The sequence below is a fragment of the Campylobacter concisus genome, from assembly GCA_002092835.1.
Classification (GTDB): Bacteria; Campylobacterota; Campylobacteria; order Campylobacterales; family Campylobacteraceae; genus Campylobacter_A; species Campylobacter_A concisus_K.
Map to the genome: position 1 here is coordinate 25590 of LVWL01000002.1, position 16690 is coordinate 42279.

Consider the following 16690-nt stretch of genomic DNA (forward strand, 5'->3'; position numbering starts at 1 on the left):
CTTAAAAATTAAAAAAGGCAAAGTATGTCACATTCAGAGCTTGAAAGTACCTATTTTGGTGCATTTATCATACTTTTACTAGCGACTTGTTCATTTTGTTTAATAACATTCTTATCTTCAAAAATAAGTAAAAAATTAGCCAACCGCAATACCCAGCGTCTAAAACTTGGCTTTTATGAGTGTGGTCCAACCACCGTAAAACAGCCAAACAAGATAAATATCCACTACTTTTTTTATGGAATTTTATTTATTTTGTTTGATGTTGAGGTCATTTTTATGTATCCGTGGGCGGTGGATTTTAGGCTACTTGGAATTTTTGGACTAATCGAAATGTTGCTTTTTGTGGCGATTTTACTTATCGGCTTTGCTTATGCTTGGCAAAAAGGAGTCTTTAAATGGCAAAGCATCAGATAAACTACGCTGCAAATGGCGGCTTGCCAGTAGTTTTAACAACCGTTGATAAGCTAGTTCAATGGGGCAGGAGCAACTCGCTTTGGGCTCTTAGCTACGGGCTTGCTTGCTGTGCGATCGAGATGATGGCAAGTGGCGCTAGCAGATATGACTTTGATAGATTTGGCACCATTTTTAGGGCAAGTCCAAGACACTCAGAGGTGATGATTATAGCTGGCACGCTAACTAAAAAACACGCTGAGTTTACAAGACGTCTTTACGACCAGATGCCTGAGCCAAAATGGGTCATCTCGATGGGTAGCTGCGCGAACACTGGCGGCATGTTTAATACCTACTCTACCGTTCAAGGCGTAGATAGGATAATACCTGTTGATATCTACATCCCAGGCTGTGCCCCACGTCCAGAGACGCTTCAATACGCACTTATGATGCTTCAAAAAAAGATAAGAAAGCAAAGTGCATTTAGGGCGCAAAAGCCAAGAAAGCTTGAGATATGAGAGAGTATAAGCCAAAGAATGATCTGCAAAAAAAGCAGTATTACAAAGAAAAATTTTATATAGAAAAGCAGACGCCAAAAGATGAGGCAAGAGGTTCTAAATTTGATGAAGAGCTAGCCATCTTAGAGCAAAACGGAGTAGAAATTTTATCTAGCTATGTGGAGTTTGATCAGCTTGTAATTTATGTAAATTCTAGTGAAAATTTTAAAGCTCTTAAGACACTAAAAAGCTTTGGTTACGAACAGCTTAGCGAGCTTGCAGCACTTGATTTCACAAGTCAAAAAGGCGGATATGAAGTTTTTTATCAATTGCTTAGTATCAGTAAAAATAGACGCGTCCGCGTAAAATGCTTTGTAAAAAAGGATGAAATGCTAAAAAGCGTTTGCGAGCTTTATAAAAGCGCGAACTGGGCTGAGCGCGAGATGTATGATTTAAGCGGCGTTCTCATTAAAGATCATCCAAATTTAAAACGTCTCATCATGCCTGATGACTGGCACTCACACCCGCTCTTAAGGAGCTATCCGCTAGTGGGCGACGAGGCTGCTAAATGGTACGAGGTGGATAAAATTTTTGGAAGCGAGTTTAGAGAGCAAATTGGCGAAGAGAACCGCGATCCAGCATATGTGGATGAGAAAGATACCTTTGGATTTTCAAGAGTATTTAGCGAAGAGTACGAGTATCAAGAAGATGGCGGCGTAAAATTTGTCAAAAAGGCTAAATTTAACCAAAGCCAGATAGTAAAGGAAAGACCTTGAGTCAGTCACCAAACCGCTTAAAACCATTTTTTGAAAATTTAGAATTTGAGCAAAATGATGGCAAGATGATACTAAATTTTGGCCCACAGCACCCAAGTGCACACGGACAGCTAAAGCTTGTGCTAGAGCTTGACGGCGAAAAGGTGGTGCGAGCGCTGCCAGAGGTTGGCTTTATGCACCGAGGCGTTGAAAAGATGGCTGAAAATATGACCTATCAGGAGTTTATCCCAGTAACTGACAGGGTGGACTACATAGCATCGAGCGCTAATAACTACGCATTTTGCGCCGCTGTGGAGAAGCTTTGCGCTATCGAAGTGCCTCGCCGTGCGCAGATCATTAGAGTTATGCTTTTGGAGCTAAATCGTATCAGCTCGCACCTTTTATTTTTAGCTACACACGCCCTTGACGTGGGGGCTATGAGCGTATTTTTATACGCATTTAGAGAGCGCGAATACGTCCTTGATCTCATAGAAAAATACTGCGGCGCAAGGCTAACTCATAGCTCGATAAGGATCGGTGGCGTGCCGCTTGATCTGCCTGATGGCTGGTGCGAGGAGCTGCTTAAATTTTGCGAGAAATTTCCAAGCGACATCACGCTTTATGAAGATCTGCTAAGTGAAAATAGAATTTGGCAAGCAAGACTTGTTGATGTGGGCGTAATTAGCAAAGAGCTAGCCCTTAGTAGCGGCTGCTCTGGCGTCATGCTAAGAGCAAGCGGGATCGCACGTGATATAAGAAAAGAAGAGTCTTATCTCATCTACGACGAGTTAGAATTTGACGTACCTTACGCCACTAAAGGCGACTGCTACGCAAGGTATCTGCTTTACATGAAAGAGATGCGTGAGTGCGTGAAAATTTTAAAGCAGTGCGTTAGCAAGTATCAGACAAGCAGCCCCGCTATCATCGCCGACGCGCCAGATTACGTGAGCGCTTCAAAAGAGCAGATAATGAGCCAAAACTACTCACTAATGCAACATTTTGTGCTAATAACTCAGGGACTAAAGCCTCCAAAAGGTGAAATTTATTTTGCTAGCGAGTCGCCAAAGGGCGAGCTTGGAATTTATATAAACTCGGACGGCAGTGCAAGCCCATACCGCCTAAAAATTCGCACGCCAAGCTTTTGGCACTGCGCTATTTACGAAGATTTATTAGTAGGTCAGTACGTTGCTGACGTCGCTACGATAATTGGTAGCACAAATATCATCTTAGGCGAGGTCGATAGATGAGAAGGGTCGATCTTAGGCACTTAAAGAGTGAGTTTTTGAGCGCTCTTGGACAGCAGATAAAGGCTGGCGAGCCTGGCGAAGTGATTATATTTTTATTTGAGATAGGCGATTTTAGTGGTGTGACAAAGGCTGTAAATTTAGCCTATAATCTAAACTGCGAAGTGATGAACTCGCTTAAATTTAACCAAGTTGATTGGGTATTAACCATAAAAAAGGGCAAGATATGAAATTTAATGATTTAATAGCAGGCAAAAGCTTAAGCATCGCAAATTTACTAAGCTTGAGCGACAAAAGTTTAGCAAAAAAGATAAAAGAGCACGAGTTTAAATACATCTCTTGCATCGAAGATAGCGAGCTTGGCGGCGAAAATTTAATCCGCTGCGAAATAGGCTCAATAAGCTATGTCTTAGCTCTTCTTTGCAAATACGCAAATTTGTCTTGCGATGAGTTTTTTAGCGAGCTTGATGATGGGCTGATAAGCGGCGAGTGCAATGTTGGTGAAGAGGAATTTGAAGAGCTAGGCGAGTGGATAAAGGATGTTAAAAACATCGTTATTGATGATTCATTTTTTACTCATCCAGATAAAGATGCGATCTTTTGGCTACTTGAAATTTTAGGCAAAAATGTTGTTTTGGCTGGTGGTTGCAGGAAAGAATTTAATGATTATCACAAAATAGACGAGCTAAAAGAGCTTGAAAATTTTGACGGAGCGGTCGTTTATCTAAACAAAAACGCAAGCGATGAGATCGTAGGCGGCGTGCAATTTGGCATCGTAGCAAAGGCAAAAGATGGCGATATACTAGAACTTAAAGCAAAAGATTTTAGCGTGAGGGCAAAATTTAAACTAGACCATTCGCTAAAAGGTACAGTTGCGATATTTGGCGCAAAAGAGTTTGATGGATACGCATTTAAACAAGTAGTAGTCAGTAAATGAAAATAAGCATAAATGATCAAATTTTAGAAGCAGATGAGGGCGAGAGCATCCTAAATATCGCAAGAGCAAATGGAATTTATATCCCAGCTCTTTGCTATCTTAGCGGCTGCTCACCAACTCTTGCTTGTAGGCTTTGCATGGTCGAGGCAAATGGCAAAGTAGTTTATAGCTGTAATGCCAAAGCAAAAGAGGATATGCAAATTTATACAAACACGCCAGAAATCGTTGCCGAGCGAAATGCGATCATGCAGACTTACTGCGTAAATCATCCGATTCAATGTGGCGTTTGTGACAAAAGTGGCGAATGCGAACTACAAAATTTAACCACGCATCTAAAAGTAAATGAACAAAAATTTGCCATCGCTGACACGCACAAACCACATAAAAAATGGGGGCTAATCAACTACGATCCAGCTCTTTGCATAGTCTGCGAAAGATGTGTCACTGTTTGCAAAGACAGGATCGGTGAGAGTGCGCTAAAGACCGTACCAAGGGGCGTTGAGGTACCAAAAGAGCTAAAAGAGAGTATGCCAAAAGATGCCTACGCAGTTTTTAGCAAGATGCAAAAAAGCTTAATAGGTCCAAGCGTGGGCGAGAGTCTTGACTGCTCATTTTGTGGCGAGTGTATCAGCGTTTGTCCTACTGGAGCACTTATTAGTTCGCATTTTCAATATAGCACAAATATCTGGGAGCTAAACCCTATCCCAGCAGCAAATCCACACCAAAGTGATTGCGAGCTAATTTACTATGACATAAAAGAAAAGAGCACTAGCGATAGAAGTAAGCAAATTTACCGCGTCAGCAATGATTTTACATTTGGCGAGATAAGTGGAGCAGCTAGGTTTGGCTATGACTTTCACAACGAGCTTGCCTGTAAGAATGAAGAGAAATTTAAAGAGATTGTTTTAAATATTAAAAATGGTGCGATCAAAAATATAAAATTTAATAGCTTCATCACGAACGAAGAGGCCCTTATTTTAGAGCGTTTAAGAGAGAAATTTGATCTAAATTTAATAAATAATGAGGCGCTAAATTATCAAAAATTTTTAAATAAATTTAGCGAAATTAGTGGGCTTAGCTCGTATAACGCAGACTATGAAGATATTAAAAATAGCGATTTTATCATCACTGCTGGTAGTTTCTTAAGGCATGAGAGTCCAGTGACAAGCTTTAAGTTAAATAATGCTTTAAAAATGAATAAGGCAGCTGGAATTTACTTTCATCACATAGCCGATGAGATCGTTAAAAAATATTCTAAAAATTTTATCTATGTAGCGCATGAAGCTGGGGAGCTGGAGCAAATTTTACTTTTTATACTTAAAAACTGGGGTGAAAATTTACCTAGCGCACTTACATCAAAACTTGAAAATTTTGATGAAAATTTTGGCTTAGATGTACCGGCTTTAAGTGAGGGCAAAAGCAAATTTACGCTCATTTTAGGAAGCGATTTTTATACGGACGAAAATGCGAATTTACTAGCCGCACTTACTGGAGTGATCTCAAGAGCTACGCCGTTTCGTGTGATGCTAATTCCACCACGCACAAACTCACTTGGCGTTGCTAAAATTTGCACTCTTGCAAGCGAGAAAAAGTCTGGTAAGACGCTTGGCTATAACGAAAATGGTGATTATAAATTTAGCATTTTTGAAGGCGACATCGATGCTAGCGCACTAAATCAGCAAGAAGGAACATTTACAAGCATAAATAACGCCCTAGTGCTAACAAATGTGGCGATACCGCACAAAGGTTATTTTCTAAACGATATCGCAAATGCACTTGGACTAATGGCTAAAGATACGATTGATTACACACCAAATTTACCAAAAGAAAAGGGTTATAAAGGCATTAAATTTGATGATTTAGAAAATTTTTACGCAAACGACGGCACAAGTCACAGAGGCTACAAGCTTGAAATTTCAAATTTTATACCAAATGATGATATAGAGCCACTTTTAAAAGATAGTAAGAGTATAAATTCAAAAGATGATGAGGCACTTATAAATCTTGCAAATCCTATAAATTTGCCATCATTTTTTGCAAACTATGCCACGCAAACAGCCAAAAGAGCGAAGCTTTATGCAAGTAGCGAATTTATGACTAAATTTGAAATTTCACAAAATGAAGCGATTATTTTAGAAAAAGATGGGCACAAGCTTGCCATTTGCGTGGAGCTTGATAGCGAACTTGGCGGAGTTGGTGCGTATTTAGGTGATTATGATGACAAACTTGATGTAAACGTTATATTTAATGGCAAAAGCTACGCCGCAGTTAAAATCACAAAGGCAAAAGATGAGTGAAACACTATTTTTTGTGCTAAGCACTATCATGAAAGCCGTGGTCATCTTAGCCGTCATGGCAAGCCTTGCAGGACTTGCGACTTATGCTGAGAGAAAGGTACTAGCCTACATGCAGCGCCGCGTTGGGCCTGATATGGTTGGACCTGCTGGGATTTTACAGATAGTAGCTGACATGATAAAACTCTTTACAAAAGAGGACATCGTGCCAGCAAATACGAATAAATTTATCTTTTTAATAGCTCCACTAATATCAGCCATCGCCGCATTTGCAGCGCTTGCACCTGTGCCGTTTTTGCCTGAGTTTGAAATTTTTGGACATACATTACGTCCGATTCTCTCAGATATAAATGTTGGTATTTTATACATCGCTGGTGTTGCTTCAGTTTGCGTCTTTTCTCCACTTGCAGCAGGTCTTGCAAGCTATAATAAATTTGCATTAATTAGCGCGGCTCGCGCGGTAGTCTCACTTCTTAGTTTCGAAATAGTAGCTGGCATGGCTCTTTTAAGCGTCGTAATGGTAACTAGCTCACTCTCACTTGTGGATATAAACAACTATCAAAAAGGAATTTTTGGCTGGCTTATATTTAAGCAGCCACTTGCCTTTTTGCTCTTTTTAATAGCAAGCTTTGTGGAGTGCAATAGAACGCCATTTTGCTTAATAGAAAACGAAACAGAAATAGTAGCAGGCTATGGCACCGAGTATAGCGGCATGAGATGGGCGATGTTTTTCATCGGCGAATACACAAATATGATCGCTGCTAGCATCATCATTACGATTTTATTTTTAGGTGGATTTAACGAATTTTTATTTATCCCAGGTGCTTTGATGATCATCTTAAAATCAAGCATTGTCTTTTTCTTTTTTATTTGGGTAAGGGCTTCATGGGCACATTTAAGAGTTGATCAGTTAAGTACATTTTGCTGGAAAATTTTGCTTCCGCTTGGAATTTTAAATATCGTAATCACTGGCTTTATGCTACTAATCTAAGGCGAAAAATGAGTGAGAAAAAATATATTTTAATAGATGAAAAGTTAAAGCCAAAGAGCGCGTTTGATAAATTTAAGCACTTCATCGTTGCCACATTTAAGCCTGATCTTTTGATCGGACTAAAAGTCACGATAAAGCAGATGCTCTTTAGCAAGTCGCATACTTTAAAATACCCTATGCAAAAGATGGAGCTAAATGCTAGATATAGGGGTATTCACAAGCTTTTAAAATTTGTTGAAAGTGAAAATGAACGTTGCATTGGGTGCGGGCTATGTGAGAAAATTTGCGTTAGCAACTGTATTTCGATGAAGACTTCACTTGGTGAAGATGGCCGCAAAAAGGTCGCAAGCTACTCAATAAATTTAAGTAGATGCGTGTATTGTGGATTTTGTGCTGATGTTTGCCCTGAGCTTGCGATAGTATGTGGCACGGAGTATGAGGTCGCAAGTGAACATAGAGCTATTTTTGGCACGAAAGATGAGTTTTTAACAAAAGATAAATTTTTAAAAGATCAAAGCGAATTTGAAGGCTATGGCGCACTTGCTAAAAATTCTGACAGCTTGGTCAAAAAGACGCCAAATGCATTTATAAGCGAGAGTGAAAATGAGACAAAAGTGGTGAGCGATATAAATTTACAAAGAGTAAAAAATGTATGAGAGCTTTGCATTTTATCTTTTAGTGCCTTGATTCTGGTGAGCTTTTCTTTTAGCGTATTTTGTAAAAACGCATTAAACGCGGTCTCAGCTTTAGCTGCTGGCATGGTCTTTATCTCGGCTATATTTTTCTTGCTTGGAGCGGAATTTTTGGGTGTAGTACAGATAATAGTCTACACAGGCGCTGTGGTCGTTTTATATGCATTTGCGATGATGTTTTTTGATAGTAGCAAAGAGTGTGAACCAAAAAGTAGTAAAAGGGCAAAGATTATTGTCTATCTTTTAAGTAGCTTTGTAGCGCTGCTTTTGATATTTATATTTTTAGCGTCTATTTATAGCGTTAAGCTTGAGAGTTTAAATCCAGTGGTTGGTGAGCTTGGCAATATCGAGGCTATTGGAATTTTACTTTTTAGTAGGTATTTGATCGCTTTTGAGATGTGTGCCGTAATGCTTCTTGTTGCGATGGTTGCTGGCATCATCTTGATACACAAAGATATGAATAGCCAAAGCAGCCTAGAGGAGATACTATGATAGGTCTTACACATTACCTCATCCTAGCAAGCCTAGTCTTTGTAATAGGGCTAATTGGCATAATGCGAAGAAGAAATTTGATCATGCTATTTTTTTCAAGTGAAATTTTACTAAACTCAGCAAACATCGCCCTGGCTGCTATTTCAAAGTATTACTTTGACCTAACAGGCCAGATAGTTGCATTTTTTATAGTGGCTATCGCTGCTAGCGAGGTCGCCGTGGGGTTAGGGCTACTCGTGCTTTGGTACAAAAAGACTGGCAGCATCAGCCTAGAGTCAATGACAAATATGAAAGGCTAAGGGATGATTTTATTTTGTATTTCGCTATTTTTTCCACTTCTTAGCTTTATCGTTTCTGGACTTTTTTCACATAGCAGTAAAAATTTACTAATTGGTGTTTTTTGTTCACTTCTCATGATTATTAGCACCACCGCTTCACTTATGCTAGCAGCCAGTCTTGGCATAGATGAACCGCTAAATTTATCACTAAAAGAATTTATAAATTTTGGTGGTCTGGATTTAAATTTTGGCTTCTATCTTGACGCCATTAGCCTTGTTATGCTTAGCACTGTGGGTGTGGTGGCCAGTGTAGTGCATATATATTCCATTGGCTACATGAAAGATGACGCAAGCTTTAACCGCTTTTTTAGCTATTTAGGACTCTTTGTATTTTGCATGAACGTCCTTGTATCAAGTGATAATTTTATAGGACTTTTCATCGGCTGGGAGGGTGTTGGACTTTGCTCGTGGCTACTCATTGGCTTTTGGTATAAAAGAGCTAGTGCAAATATCGCTGCAAACGAAGCCTTTATAATGAATAGAGTCGCTGACCTTGCGATGCTTGTTGGCATTTTTTATATATTTTATAGCTTTGGCTCACTTAAATTTAGCGAGGTTTTTACCGCTAGAAACGATTTTAGCGGGCTAAATTTAGGCATCATTGCAACACTTCTTTTTATAGGCGCCATGGGTAAAAGCGCACAGTTTCCATTTCACACCTGGCTTGCAAACGCTATGGAGGGGCCAACTCCAGTTTCTGCACTCATCCACGCAGCAACCATGGTAACAGCTGGCGTCTATCTAGTGATACGTGCAAATTTCATCTTTACAAATGTGTCAGAAGTCTCGCACTTTATAGCCTGCCTTGGCGCTTTTGTGGCGATATTTGCCGCTAGCATTGCACTAGTACATAACGACCTTAAAAAAATAGTCGCCTACTCGACGCTTTCGCAGCTTGGATATATGTTTGTAGCTGCTGGTCTTGGCGCTTATAAGATCGCGCTTTTTCACCTTGTCACGCACGCATTTTTCAAATCACTTCTATTTTTATGCGCTGGCAACGTTATGCACGCGATGAATGACGAGTTAAATATCAAAAAAATGGGTGGGCTTTATAAATTTATGAAGCCAACTGCGCTTCTTTCTATCATCGCAAGCTGCGCACTATCTGGCTTTTATCCATTTGCTGGCTTTTTCTCTAAAGATAAAATTTTAGAAGTCACCTTTAGTGAAAATAAATTTTTATGGATCATTTTGCTCTTTGGTGCCGTACTTACGGCATTTTATAGCTTTAGGCTCGTTATGCTCGTCTTTTTCACAAAGCCAAAGAGCGAGAAACACGTTCATGAAGCTAAAAACTATATGCTAGCTGGCATGGGCATGCTTGGAATTCTCTCAGTCATAAGTGGCTTTTTTTGGAGTAACTTTAGTGAGTTTTTAGAAAAAAGCTTAAAAGATTTTTCACTAAATTTATCTCACAGTAGTGAAATTTTTTTACTTATTTTAACACTTAGTCTGGTGCTAGCAAGCGCTGGCTTTGCAGTATTTGCCTATAAAAAAGAAATTTTTAAAGAGAATATTTGTGAGAATAAAGCTTACAAAATTTTGCAAAATGCCTACTTTATACCAAAATTTTATGAGAAATTTTTTATAAATGGCTACATTTTGATCTCACAAATTTGTAAAAAGATTGATGAGATGATAATCGATCATAGTGTCGATCTAGTCGCAATGGCGCTAAATAAATTTGCATTTTTAGCAAACAAAATGCAAAGTGGCGACTTAAGCATTATGCTTAGGTTTATGGTCGCAGGATTTGCCTTGCTTTTAAGCTTTATATTTTTATTAAACGGAGCCAAATAATGCTAAGTGTAATCATATTTTTCCCTGCAATAAGCGCGATACTTGGCTTTTTAATAGAAAATAAAAGCATCAAATTTTATGGAGCAAGCATCGCTCTCATAGAGCTTTTACTAGCCATTTTTATCTGCGTCAATGTTGATTTTCAGGGTTATGACTTTGTTTTAACACATCAAGTCTCACTCATACCAAGCCTAAATATCAGCTATTTTGTGGGCATCGATACCATTTCGCTAGCACTTATCGTACTTAGTGCATTTATGAGCTTCATCTCTATCGTGGCACTTAGCGATGATGGAAATTTAAAGCATCTAATTATTAGCGTGCTATTTTTAGAGAGCACGATGATGGGCGTCTTTAGCGCGCTTGATATGATCTTGTTTTACAGCTTTTGGGAGCTTAGCCTCATACCGCTACTTTACATCATCGGCGCATTTGGCAGTAAAAATAGAATTTATGCTGCGATTAAATTTTTCATCTATACATTTTTAGGCTCTGTCTTTATGCTAGTAGCGATCATCTTTATCGGCTATTTGTGCTATCAAAAAAGCGGCGTCTTTAGCTTTAGCTTGCTTGACTGGTACAAGCTTAGTATCGGGCAAAGCGCTCAAATTTGGCTATTTTTAGCGTTTTTCTTTGCCTTTGGTGTGAAAACTCCATTATTTCCATTTCATACGTGGCTACCTTACGCGCACGGACAGGCTCCGACTATCGGCTCGGTGCTGCTTGCTAGCGTGCTTTTAAAGATGGGCACTTACGGCTTTGTGAGATTTTCACTACCGCTTTTTCCAGACGCGAGCCTACTTTTAAGTGGCTTTGTCTGCGTCATAGCCATCATTATGATCATCTACGCAGCCCTCGTTGCCTACGCACAAAGCGACATAAAGCAAGTGATCGCTTATAGCTCCATTTCACACATGGGCGTCATCATGCTTGGCATTTTTTCACTAAATTTAATAGGCCTTGGTGGCTCAATATTTTTGATGATAAGCCACGGCATCGTTAGTGGTGCGCTATTTTTGTTAGTTGGCGTCATCTATGAGAGGGCTCACACCAAAGAAATTTGCGAATTTGGTGGCCTTGCCAAGGTCATGCCAAAGTACGCGCTCATATTTTTTATAGCAACGCTTGCAAGTATCGGCCTACCTCTAACGATTGGCTTTGTTGGCGAGTTTTTGAGCCTGCTTGGCGTCTTTAAGCTAAACAAGCTCTTTGCGCTACTTGGTGGCTTTAGCATCATCGTGGGCGCTGTTTATATGCTAGTGCTTTATAAAAGGGTATTTTTTGGCGAGTGTAAGGAGAAAAATTTAAGCCTAAAAGATCTAAATTTCAAAGAGCTAGCCGCTCTTGTGCCACTTTGCTTGCTTATCATCACTCTTGGTGTTGCTCCAAATTTAATACTAAAGCCGCTTGAGCCAAGCGCGCAAAATATCATAAGCAAAATGCAAACTAGAGCTGTAAATAGCGACACAAAGGATAAGATTTTATCTTTAAATGGCGGGAGCAAACTATGAACGAAATAGCCTTTTTAGACCTTAAAGAAATTTCTTTATCTTCGGTTGCTCCGATGCTTAGCATGATAATTTTTGCGCTTTTTATCTTAATCGTTGGCACCATAAAAAAAGATCTTTCAAGAAATTTCTACTGCGTATTTTGTATTATCGCAATATTTGTAAATTTAGGTCTAATACTTGATTTTAACGGTCTTAGCCTTAGCTTTTGGGATATGCTTTTAGTTGATGGCGTTTCGGTCATCTCTCAAGTCATCATCCTAATCGCCTCAGCCCTTTTTATCCCGCTCGCACTTAGCACAAAAGAGTATTTTGAGTACAAAATTTACGAGTATTACGCTCTATTTTTGTTTATGATCGCTGGATTTTTATTTATGGTGAGCTCAAGCAACCTACTCATTATATTTTTGGGCCTTGAGATCAGCTCACTTTGCCTCTACACCCTAATAGCCCTTCACAACAAGGCAAAAAGCATCGAGCTGCCATTAAATACTTTGCTATGGGCTCGCTCTCGGCTGGCTTTTTTGCGATGGCAATAGCGATGTTTTATCTAGCGACAAACTCAATAGGCATCGCTCGTATCGGCATTGTGATAAAAGATCTTAGCCTAAATCAAAATTTGATCATTTTATTAGGCTGCGTTTTCATCGCTTCAGCCATTGGCTTTAAGCTCTCACTCATACCATTTCACACATGGATCCCAGACGTTTATGAAGGCTCAAATGCCCCACTTGCTGGCTATATGTCGATCGTGCCAAAGGTGGCAGCTTTTATCGTTGCGTTAAGAATTTTTGCGATGCTTGAAGACTCACAAATTTCATGGATAAAAGATATGCTCTACATCATCGCCGTGCTTACGATGAGCCTTGCAAATATCATGGCACTAGTACAAAAGGACGTAAAAAGAATGCTCGCCTTTAGCTCCATAGCTCACGCTGGTGTCGTGCTTTGTGCACTTGTGGCAAATTCTCACGAGGCAAATGTCGCCTTGTTTTTTTACTGGATCATGTTTTTGTTTGCAAATTTGGGTGCATTTTCTATGCTCTGGGTGGCAAGGTGCGACGATGTGGTCTGCTGGGATAAGCGTTTAAGCACCCATTTGAGAAATTTTCAGGGCTTATAAAAATTTTACCAAGCTACGCAGTTATAATGGGAATTTTCATGATCGCCCTTGCTGGTATACCGCCTTTTAGCGTCTTTTGGGGCAAGATGGTACTTATCTCATCGCTCATAAAGTCTGATTACGTCGTGCTTAGCGTTATAATCATGATAAATTCTGCCATTGCGATTTATTACTATTTAAAGCTAATCGTCTTTATGTTTTTAAAAGAGCCGATCGTAAAAGATAAAAATCTCTACACTGCAAATATCTCGATGGCATTAAAAGTAATTGTTGGCATTGCGGTAGCTGGAACGGCCTTTTCGTTTTTATTTTCTGGAGCGATTTTGGAATTTATTGAGCATTTTGTCTTTGCTTCAGGATTTTAGAAAATTTAACTATAATTGCGGCATGAAAAAGCTCTTAATTATTTTATTTTTTCCGCTTTATCTAACCGCTTTTAATCTTAGCCTAAATAGCGGCGCAAATGGCGATAAACCCTATAGCGTCCTTCAGCTAAGCGATGAGCAAGAATTTGAATGCGTGGAACAAATTTTAGCTTACGATACCAAACGCTATGTCTGCATGCTAGATAATGAAATTTTGCCAAAAATTGAAGATACGACACTGCCATTAATGGATATAAAATATAAAAAGCAAGATGGCAAACTTTTTATCGTCATAATGCCAAAAGCACCGTCAAAACTACTAAATATAAAAACTGAGCTTTATAATAGCCAAAACGTACAAGATAGCCCAAAAACAACCATTTCAAAACACTTTAGCATAATCATAGATACTTCGCTCAGTGAAAATAGCAAGAGAAAGTCTGGGCTAAATTTTAAACCTGATTTTAAAGATATGCTAAATCCTAGTATCGGAGCGCTTGATCTTAATAAAGCCCCTATTGCTGGGCTTGATAGTAATGACATTGATATCTACATAAGCATAAAACGAGCTTATGAAAAGGGCGCTTATGAAAATGTAGTAAAAGATACTCAAACAGCGATAAAAAGGCATCCAAATAGCCTTTTTTCAAGTGAATTTTTACTATTTCGTCTAAGGGCTCTTGATAAAATTTTTGAGATAAAAAATGAGTTTGAAGAGATCGAGCCAAAAGATATCGTAAGTGAAGGTAGGGCTTGGATTAGAAAATTCCCATCTGATGAAAACTATCCAGAGGTGCTCTACCTAATCGCTAGAGCCTACCTAAAAGATAGCATCGCAAGTGATGCAAAATATATGCTTGATATCTTAAACGAAGAGCACGCAAACTCAAAATTTACGAAACTTGCAGCGCTTGATTATGCTGATTATCTCTACAAGATAGGCAGACAAAAAGAGGCGCTAAAAGACTATGAAAAGGTGCTTTACTCCACAAACGACATCGACCTTGCAAGTAGAGCAGCACTAAGCCTAGCTGATGCAAATATTGATAAAGAAAAATTTGATGAAGCAAAGAAATTTATACTAAAAATCGCAAATGCGAATGAAAAATTTTTTATGAATAACCCAACAAAGTCGATGAATCTTGCAACTACATTTGCAAGTAAAGATATGCCTGATGTGGCTGCTAAAATTTATGAAATTTTGATAAACAATAGCGATAGGACGAAAGATTTTTATGAAGTTGCTTTAAAAAATTTAGCACTAAATCTAGCCAAAACAAAAGATGAGAAAAAAGCATACGAATACTTAAATAAGTATGAGACAGAGTTTAAATATGGTGATTATATCGATGAAGTCACTAAAGCAAAAGATGGATTATTCTTTGAAGAAAAAGATAAAAATGCCACTGCACTTCATGCTAGATATAAAGAGCTAATTGAAAAATATGCCGGGACAAATATTAGCCAAAAGGCTCTAATAAGCGAGCTTGAGCTGGATATTAAAGAGCGCAAATTCTCCGATGCACTATCTTACAAAACCATGGCAAAAGATGGAAATTTAAGCAGGGCAATGGAGCTGATAAATGAGGCTGCACTAGAGCTTACAAAAGAGTATTTTATAAAAGATGATTGCACGGCTGTTATAAATTTACTTGAAAACTACTATATAAATAAAATCTCATTACCACAATTTAAGCTTTTTAACTGCTACTTTAGAACGGCTCGCTACAATGATGCACTTGAGCTCGCAAAAGCTCATGCAAAAGATGAAAATTTAGAAGATAGGGTCGAGTGGCTTGTAAATTTGAGCAAAATTTTATATAAAAATAAAGACTACGAGCATGCGATCATTGCCGCAAATGACGCGCTTTCACTTGGCTCATCAGTCGAATACTCAGATCCAACACCATCTCTTTTTGACAGGTTTTACTCATTGCTTGCATAAAACGCTTTACGGAGGCGATCTCAACTATTAGTGCTATCGAACAGCTAAGAGGCCAAGACTTTAAGATTATCGAAGCATATACAGCTATAAGTGACTACGCGATAAAAAGTAATGACTACGCTATCGCTACAACGTATGCTAAAAAAGCTCTTGAGCTACAAACAAAAGCCAAGATAAATACCTTTTCGCCAAAGATAAATTTTAACTATTCAGAAGCTTCACTAAAGACAGATAACCTAGGTGAGGCGCTTGACGAGGCGAAATTTATACTGAACATGAAGCTTGAGCCAGAAGACCGCTTACACGCTTTAAATTTGATAAGTGAAATTTATATAAGACAAAGGCAGTTTAAATTGGCTAGGCCTTATTTAAATGAGTGCTTTGACTCAAATTTTGTAAGCCCGTATAAAGATGCTTGCAAAGCTAAGCTTGACATGATAGGCAAAAACTAAATACAAAGAAATGGCTTACTTTGCTAGTTTTATATTTGAGCTTAAATTTTAACCTTTATTTTTGCTATTTAAGTTGAGCTTTCTTTATAATTGCGTCTTTAATATTTTTACATTGCCACTAAATGCTCTTTATATTATAAAAGAGCTATATTTTATCGTAAGCTTTAATGATTTTTAACGCACGAGCCCTGGTATGATCTTTAAATTTTAAGTACCTTTCTTTATTAACAAATGTAGGCTGCTTTGCGTTTTATAAGCTTAAAAATTAAAAATGTTTAATGATTTTTGCCCAATAGATCAAAGCAAAAACAACTTGCAACGCTCTGTAATCACGTTTCTATGATATACTTTTATTATATTTATAAAGATTTTTTAGCTTAATTGTAAAATAGCTTCTAAAATTTATCACTTACTACACACTAATTAAACAACAATATAAAAATTAATTTTTACTTTTTTTAATAGCAATTTACTAAGCAAATCAGTATACATTTTTAAGAAATTTTTCTAGAATAAAATATTCTGTTTAATAAATTAAAAAGTAATGAGGATTAGAAAAATGGTGACCCATACGAGACTCGAACTCGTGTTACCAACGTGAGAGGCTGGTGTCCTAACCGCTAGACGAATGGGCCAAAATGGATGGTGCCCCGTGTAGGCCTCGAACCTACGACCCCATCATTAAGAGTGATATGCTCTACCAACTGAGCTAACGAGGCAAGATTAAATAGTAATAATAAATCTTAAAGTGTTATCTTAGAACTTATAATCTTAAAATTTAATTTGACACTCAATAATGGGTGCTTTATGAGACATTACCTTAACCTAAGGTTTAATATATGGCGCAGCGGACGGGGCTCGAAC

General features: G+C 38.3%; 12 protein-coding genes, 2 tRNA genes and 3 pseudogenes. 15 read left to right on the plus strand and 2 right to left on the minus strand.

Annotation, left to right across the window (positions count from 1 at the left end; genetic code table 11):
• Positions 1–24: 24 nt before the first annotated feature.
• The 15 genes and pseudogenes from A3835_08780 (at position 25) to A3835_08850 (ending at position 15826) form a co-directional block, all read left to right on the plus strand.
• Positions 25–414, plus strand: a complete 390-nt coding sequence (locus tag A3835_08780; protein ID ORI10636.1) for an NADH dehydrogenase — start codon at positions 25–27, stop codon at positions 412–414.
• Positions 396–908, plus strand: a complete 513-nt coding sequence (locus A3835_08785) for an NADH dehydrogenase (protein ORI10637.1) — start codon at positions 396–398, stop codon at positions 906–908. Before A3835_08780 ends, A3835_08785 begins: the two co-directional genes overlap by 19 nt.
• The gene (locus A3835_08790; protein ORI10638.1) at positions 905–1663 is read left to right on the plus strand and encodes an NADH dehydrogenase; all 759 of its coding nucleotides are present in this window, start codon (positions 905–907) and stop codon (positions 1661–1663) included. Before A3835_08785 ends, A3835_08790 begins: the two co-directional genes overlap by 4 nt.
• Positions 1660–2889: an NADH dehydrogenase gene (locus A3835_08795; GenBank protein ID ORI10639.1), complete on the plus strand. Its 1230-nt coding sequence runs from the start codon at positions 1660–1662 to the stop codon at positions 2887–2889. Before A3835_08790 ends, A3835_08795 begins: the two co-directional genes overlap by 4 nt.
• Positions 2886–3116 carry a hypothetical protein gene (locus A3835_08800; protein ORI10640.1) on the plus strand — a complete coding sequence of 77 codons (231 nt, stop codon included), beginning with the start codon at positions 2886–2888 and terminating at the stop codon, positions 3114–3116. Before A3835_08795 ends, A3835_08800 begins: the two co-directional genes overlap by 4 nt.
• Positions 3113–3823, plus strand: coding sequence for an NADH dehydrogenase (locus tag A3835_08805; GenBank protein ID ORI10641.1), 711 nt, complete (start codon positions 3113–3115; stop codon positions 3821–3823). Before A3835_08800 ends, A3835_08805 begins: the two co-directional genes overlap by 4 nt.
• Positions 3820–6120, plus strand: a complete 2301-nt coding sequence (locus tag A3835_08810; GenBank protein ORI10642.1) for an NADH dehydrogenase — start codon at positions 3820–3822, stop codon at positions 6118–6120. Before A3835_08805 ends, A3835_08810 begins: the two co-directional genes overlap by 4 nt.
• On the plus strand, positions 6113–7108 hold the full coding sequence (locus A3835_08815) for an NADH-quinone oxidoreductase (protein ORI10643.1): 996 nt from the start codon (positions 6113–6115) through the stop codon (positions 7106–7108). The genes A3835_08810 and A3835_08815 overlap by 8 nt, the downstream gene beginning before the upstream one ends.
• Before the next feature lie 8 nt (positions 7109–7116).
• Entirely contained in the window at positions 7117–7764 is a 648-nt protein-coding gene (locus tag A3835_08820) for an NADH-quinone oxidoreductase subunit I (protein ID ORI10644.1), read from the plus strand.
• Positions 7757–8292: pseudogene (locus A3835_08825) on the plus strand (NADH:ubiquinone oxidoreductase subunit J). The gene A3835_08820 and the pseudogene A3835_08825 overlap by 8 nt, the downstream one beginning before the upstream one ends.
• On the plus strand, positions 8289–8591 hold the full coding sequence (locus tag A3835_08830) for an NADH-quinone oxidoreductase subunit K (GenBank protein ID ORI10645.1): 303 nt from the start codon (positions 8289–8291) through the stop codon (positions 8589–8591). The pseudogene A3835_08825 and the gene A3835_08830 overlap by 4 nt, the downstream one beginning before the upstream one ends.
• 3 nt (positions 8592–8594) lie before the next feature.
• Positions 8595–10433, plus strand: a complete 1839-nt coding sequence (locus A3835_08835; GenBank protein ORI10646.1) for an NADH-quinone oxidoreductase subunit L — start codon at positions 8595–8597, stop codon at positions 10431–10433.
• Positions 10433–11944, plus strand: coding sequence for an NADH:ubiquinone oxidoreductase subunit M (locus A3835_08840; GenBank protein ID ORI10647.1), 1512 nt, complete (start codon positions 10433–10435; stop codon positions 11942–11944). The genes A3835_08835 and A3835_08840 overlap by 1 nt, the downstream gene beginning before the upstream one ends.
• A pseudogene (locus A3835_08845) lies at positions 11941–13429 on the plus strand (NADH-quinone oxidoreductase subunit N). The gene A3835_08840 and the pseudogene A3835_08845 overlap by 4 nt, the downstream one beginning before the upstream one ends.
• 22 nt (positions 13430–13451) lie before the next feature.
• Positions 13452–15826 (plus strand): annotated as a pseudogene (locus A3835_08850) (flagellar protein).
• 560 nt (positions 15827–16386) lie between these two features.
• Here the strand turns inward: A3835_08850 and A3835_08855 are convergent.
• Positions 16387–16461: transfer RNA gene (locus A3835_08855), tRNA-Glu, on the minus strand.
• 8 nt (positions 16462–16469) lie between these two features.
• Positions 16470–16545 (minus strand) — tRNA-Lys (locus A3835_08860).
• Between the last annotated feature and the right edge of the window lie 145 nt (positions 16546–16690).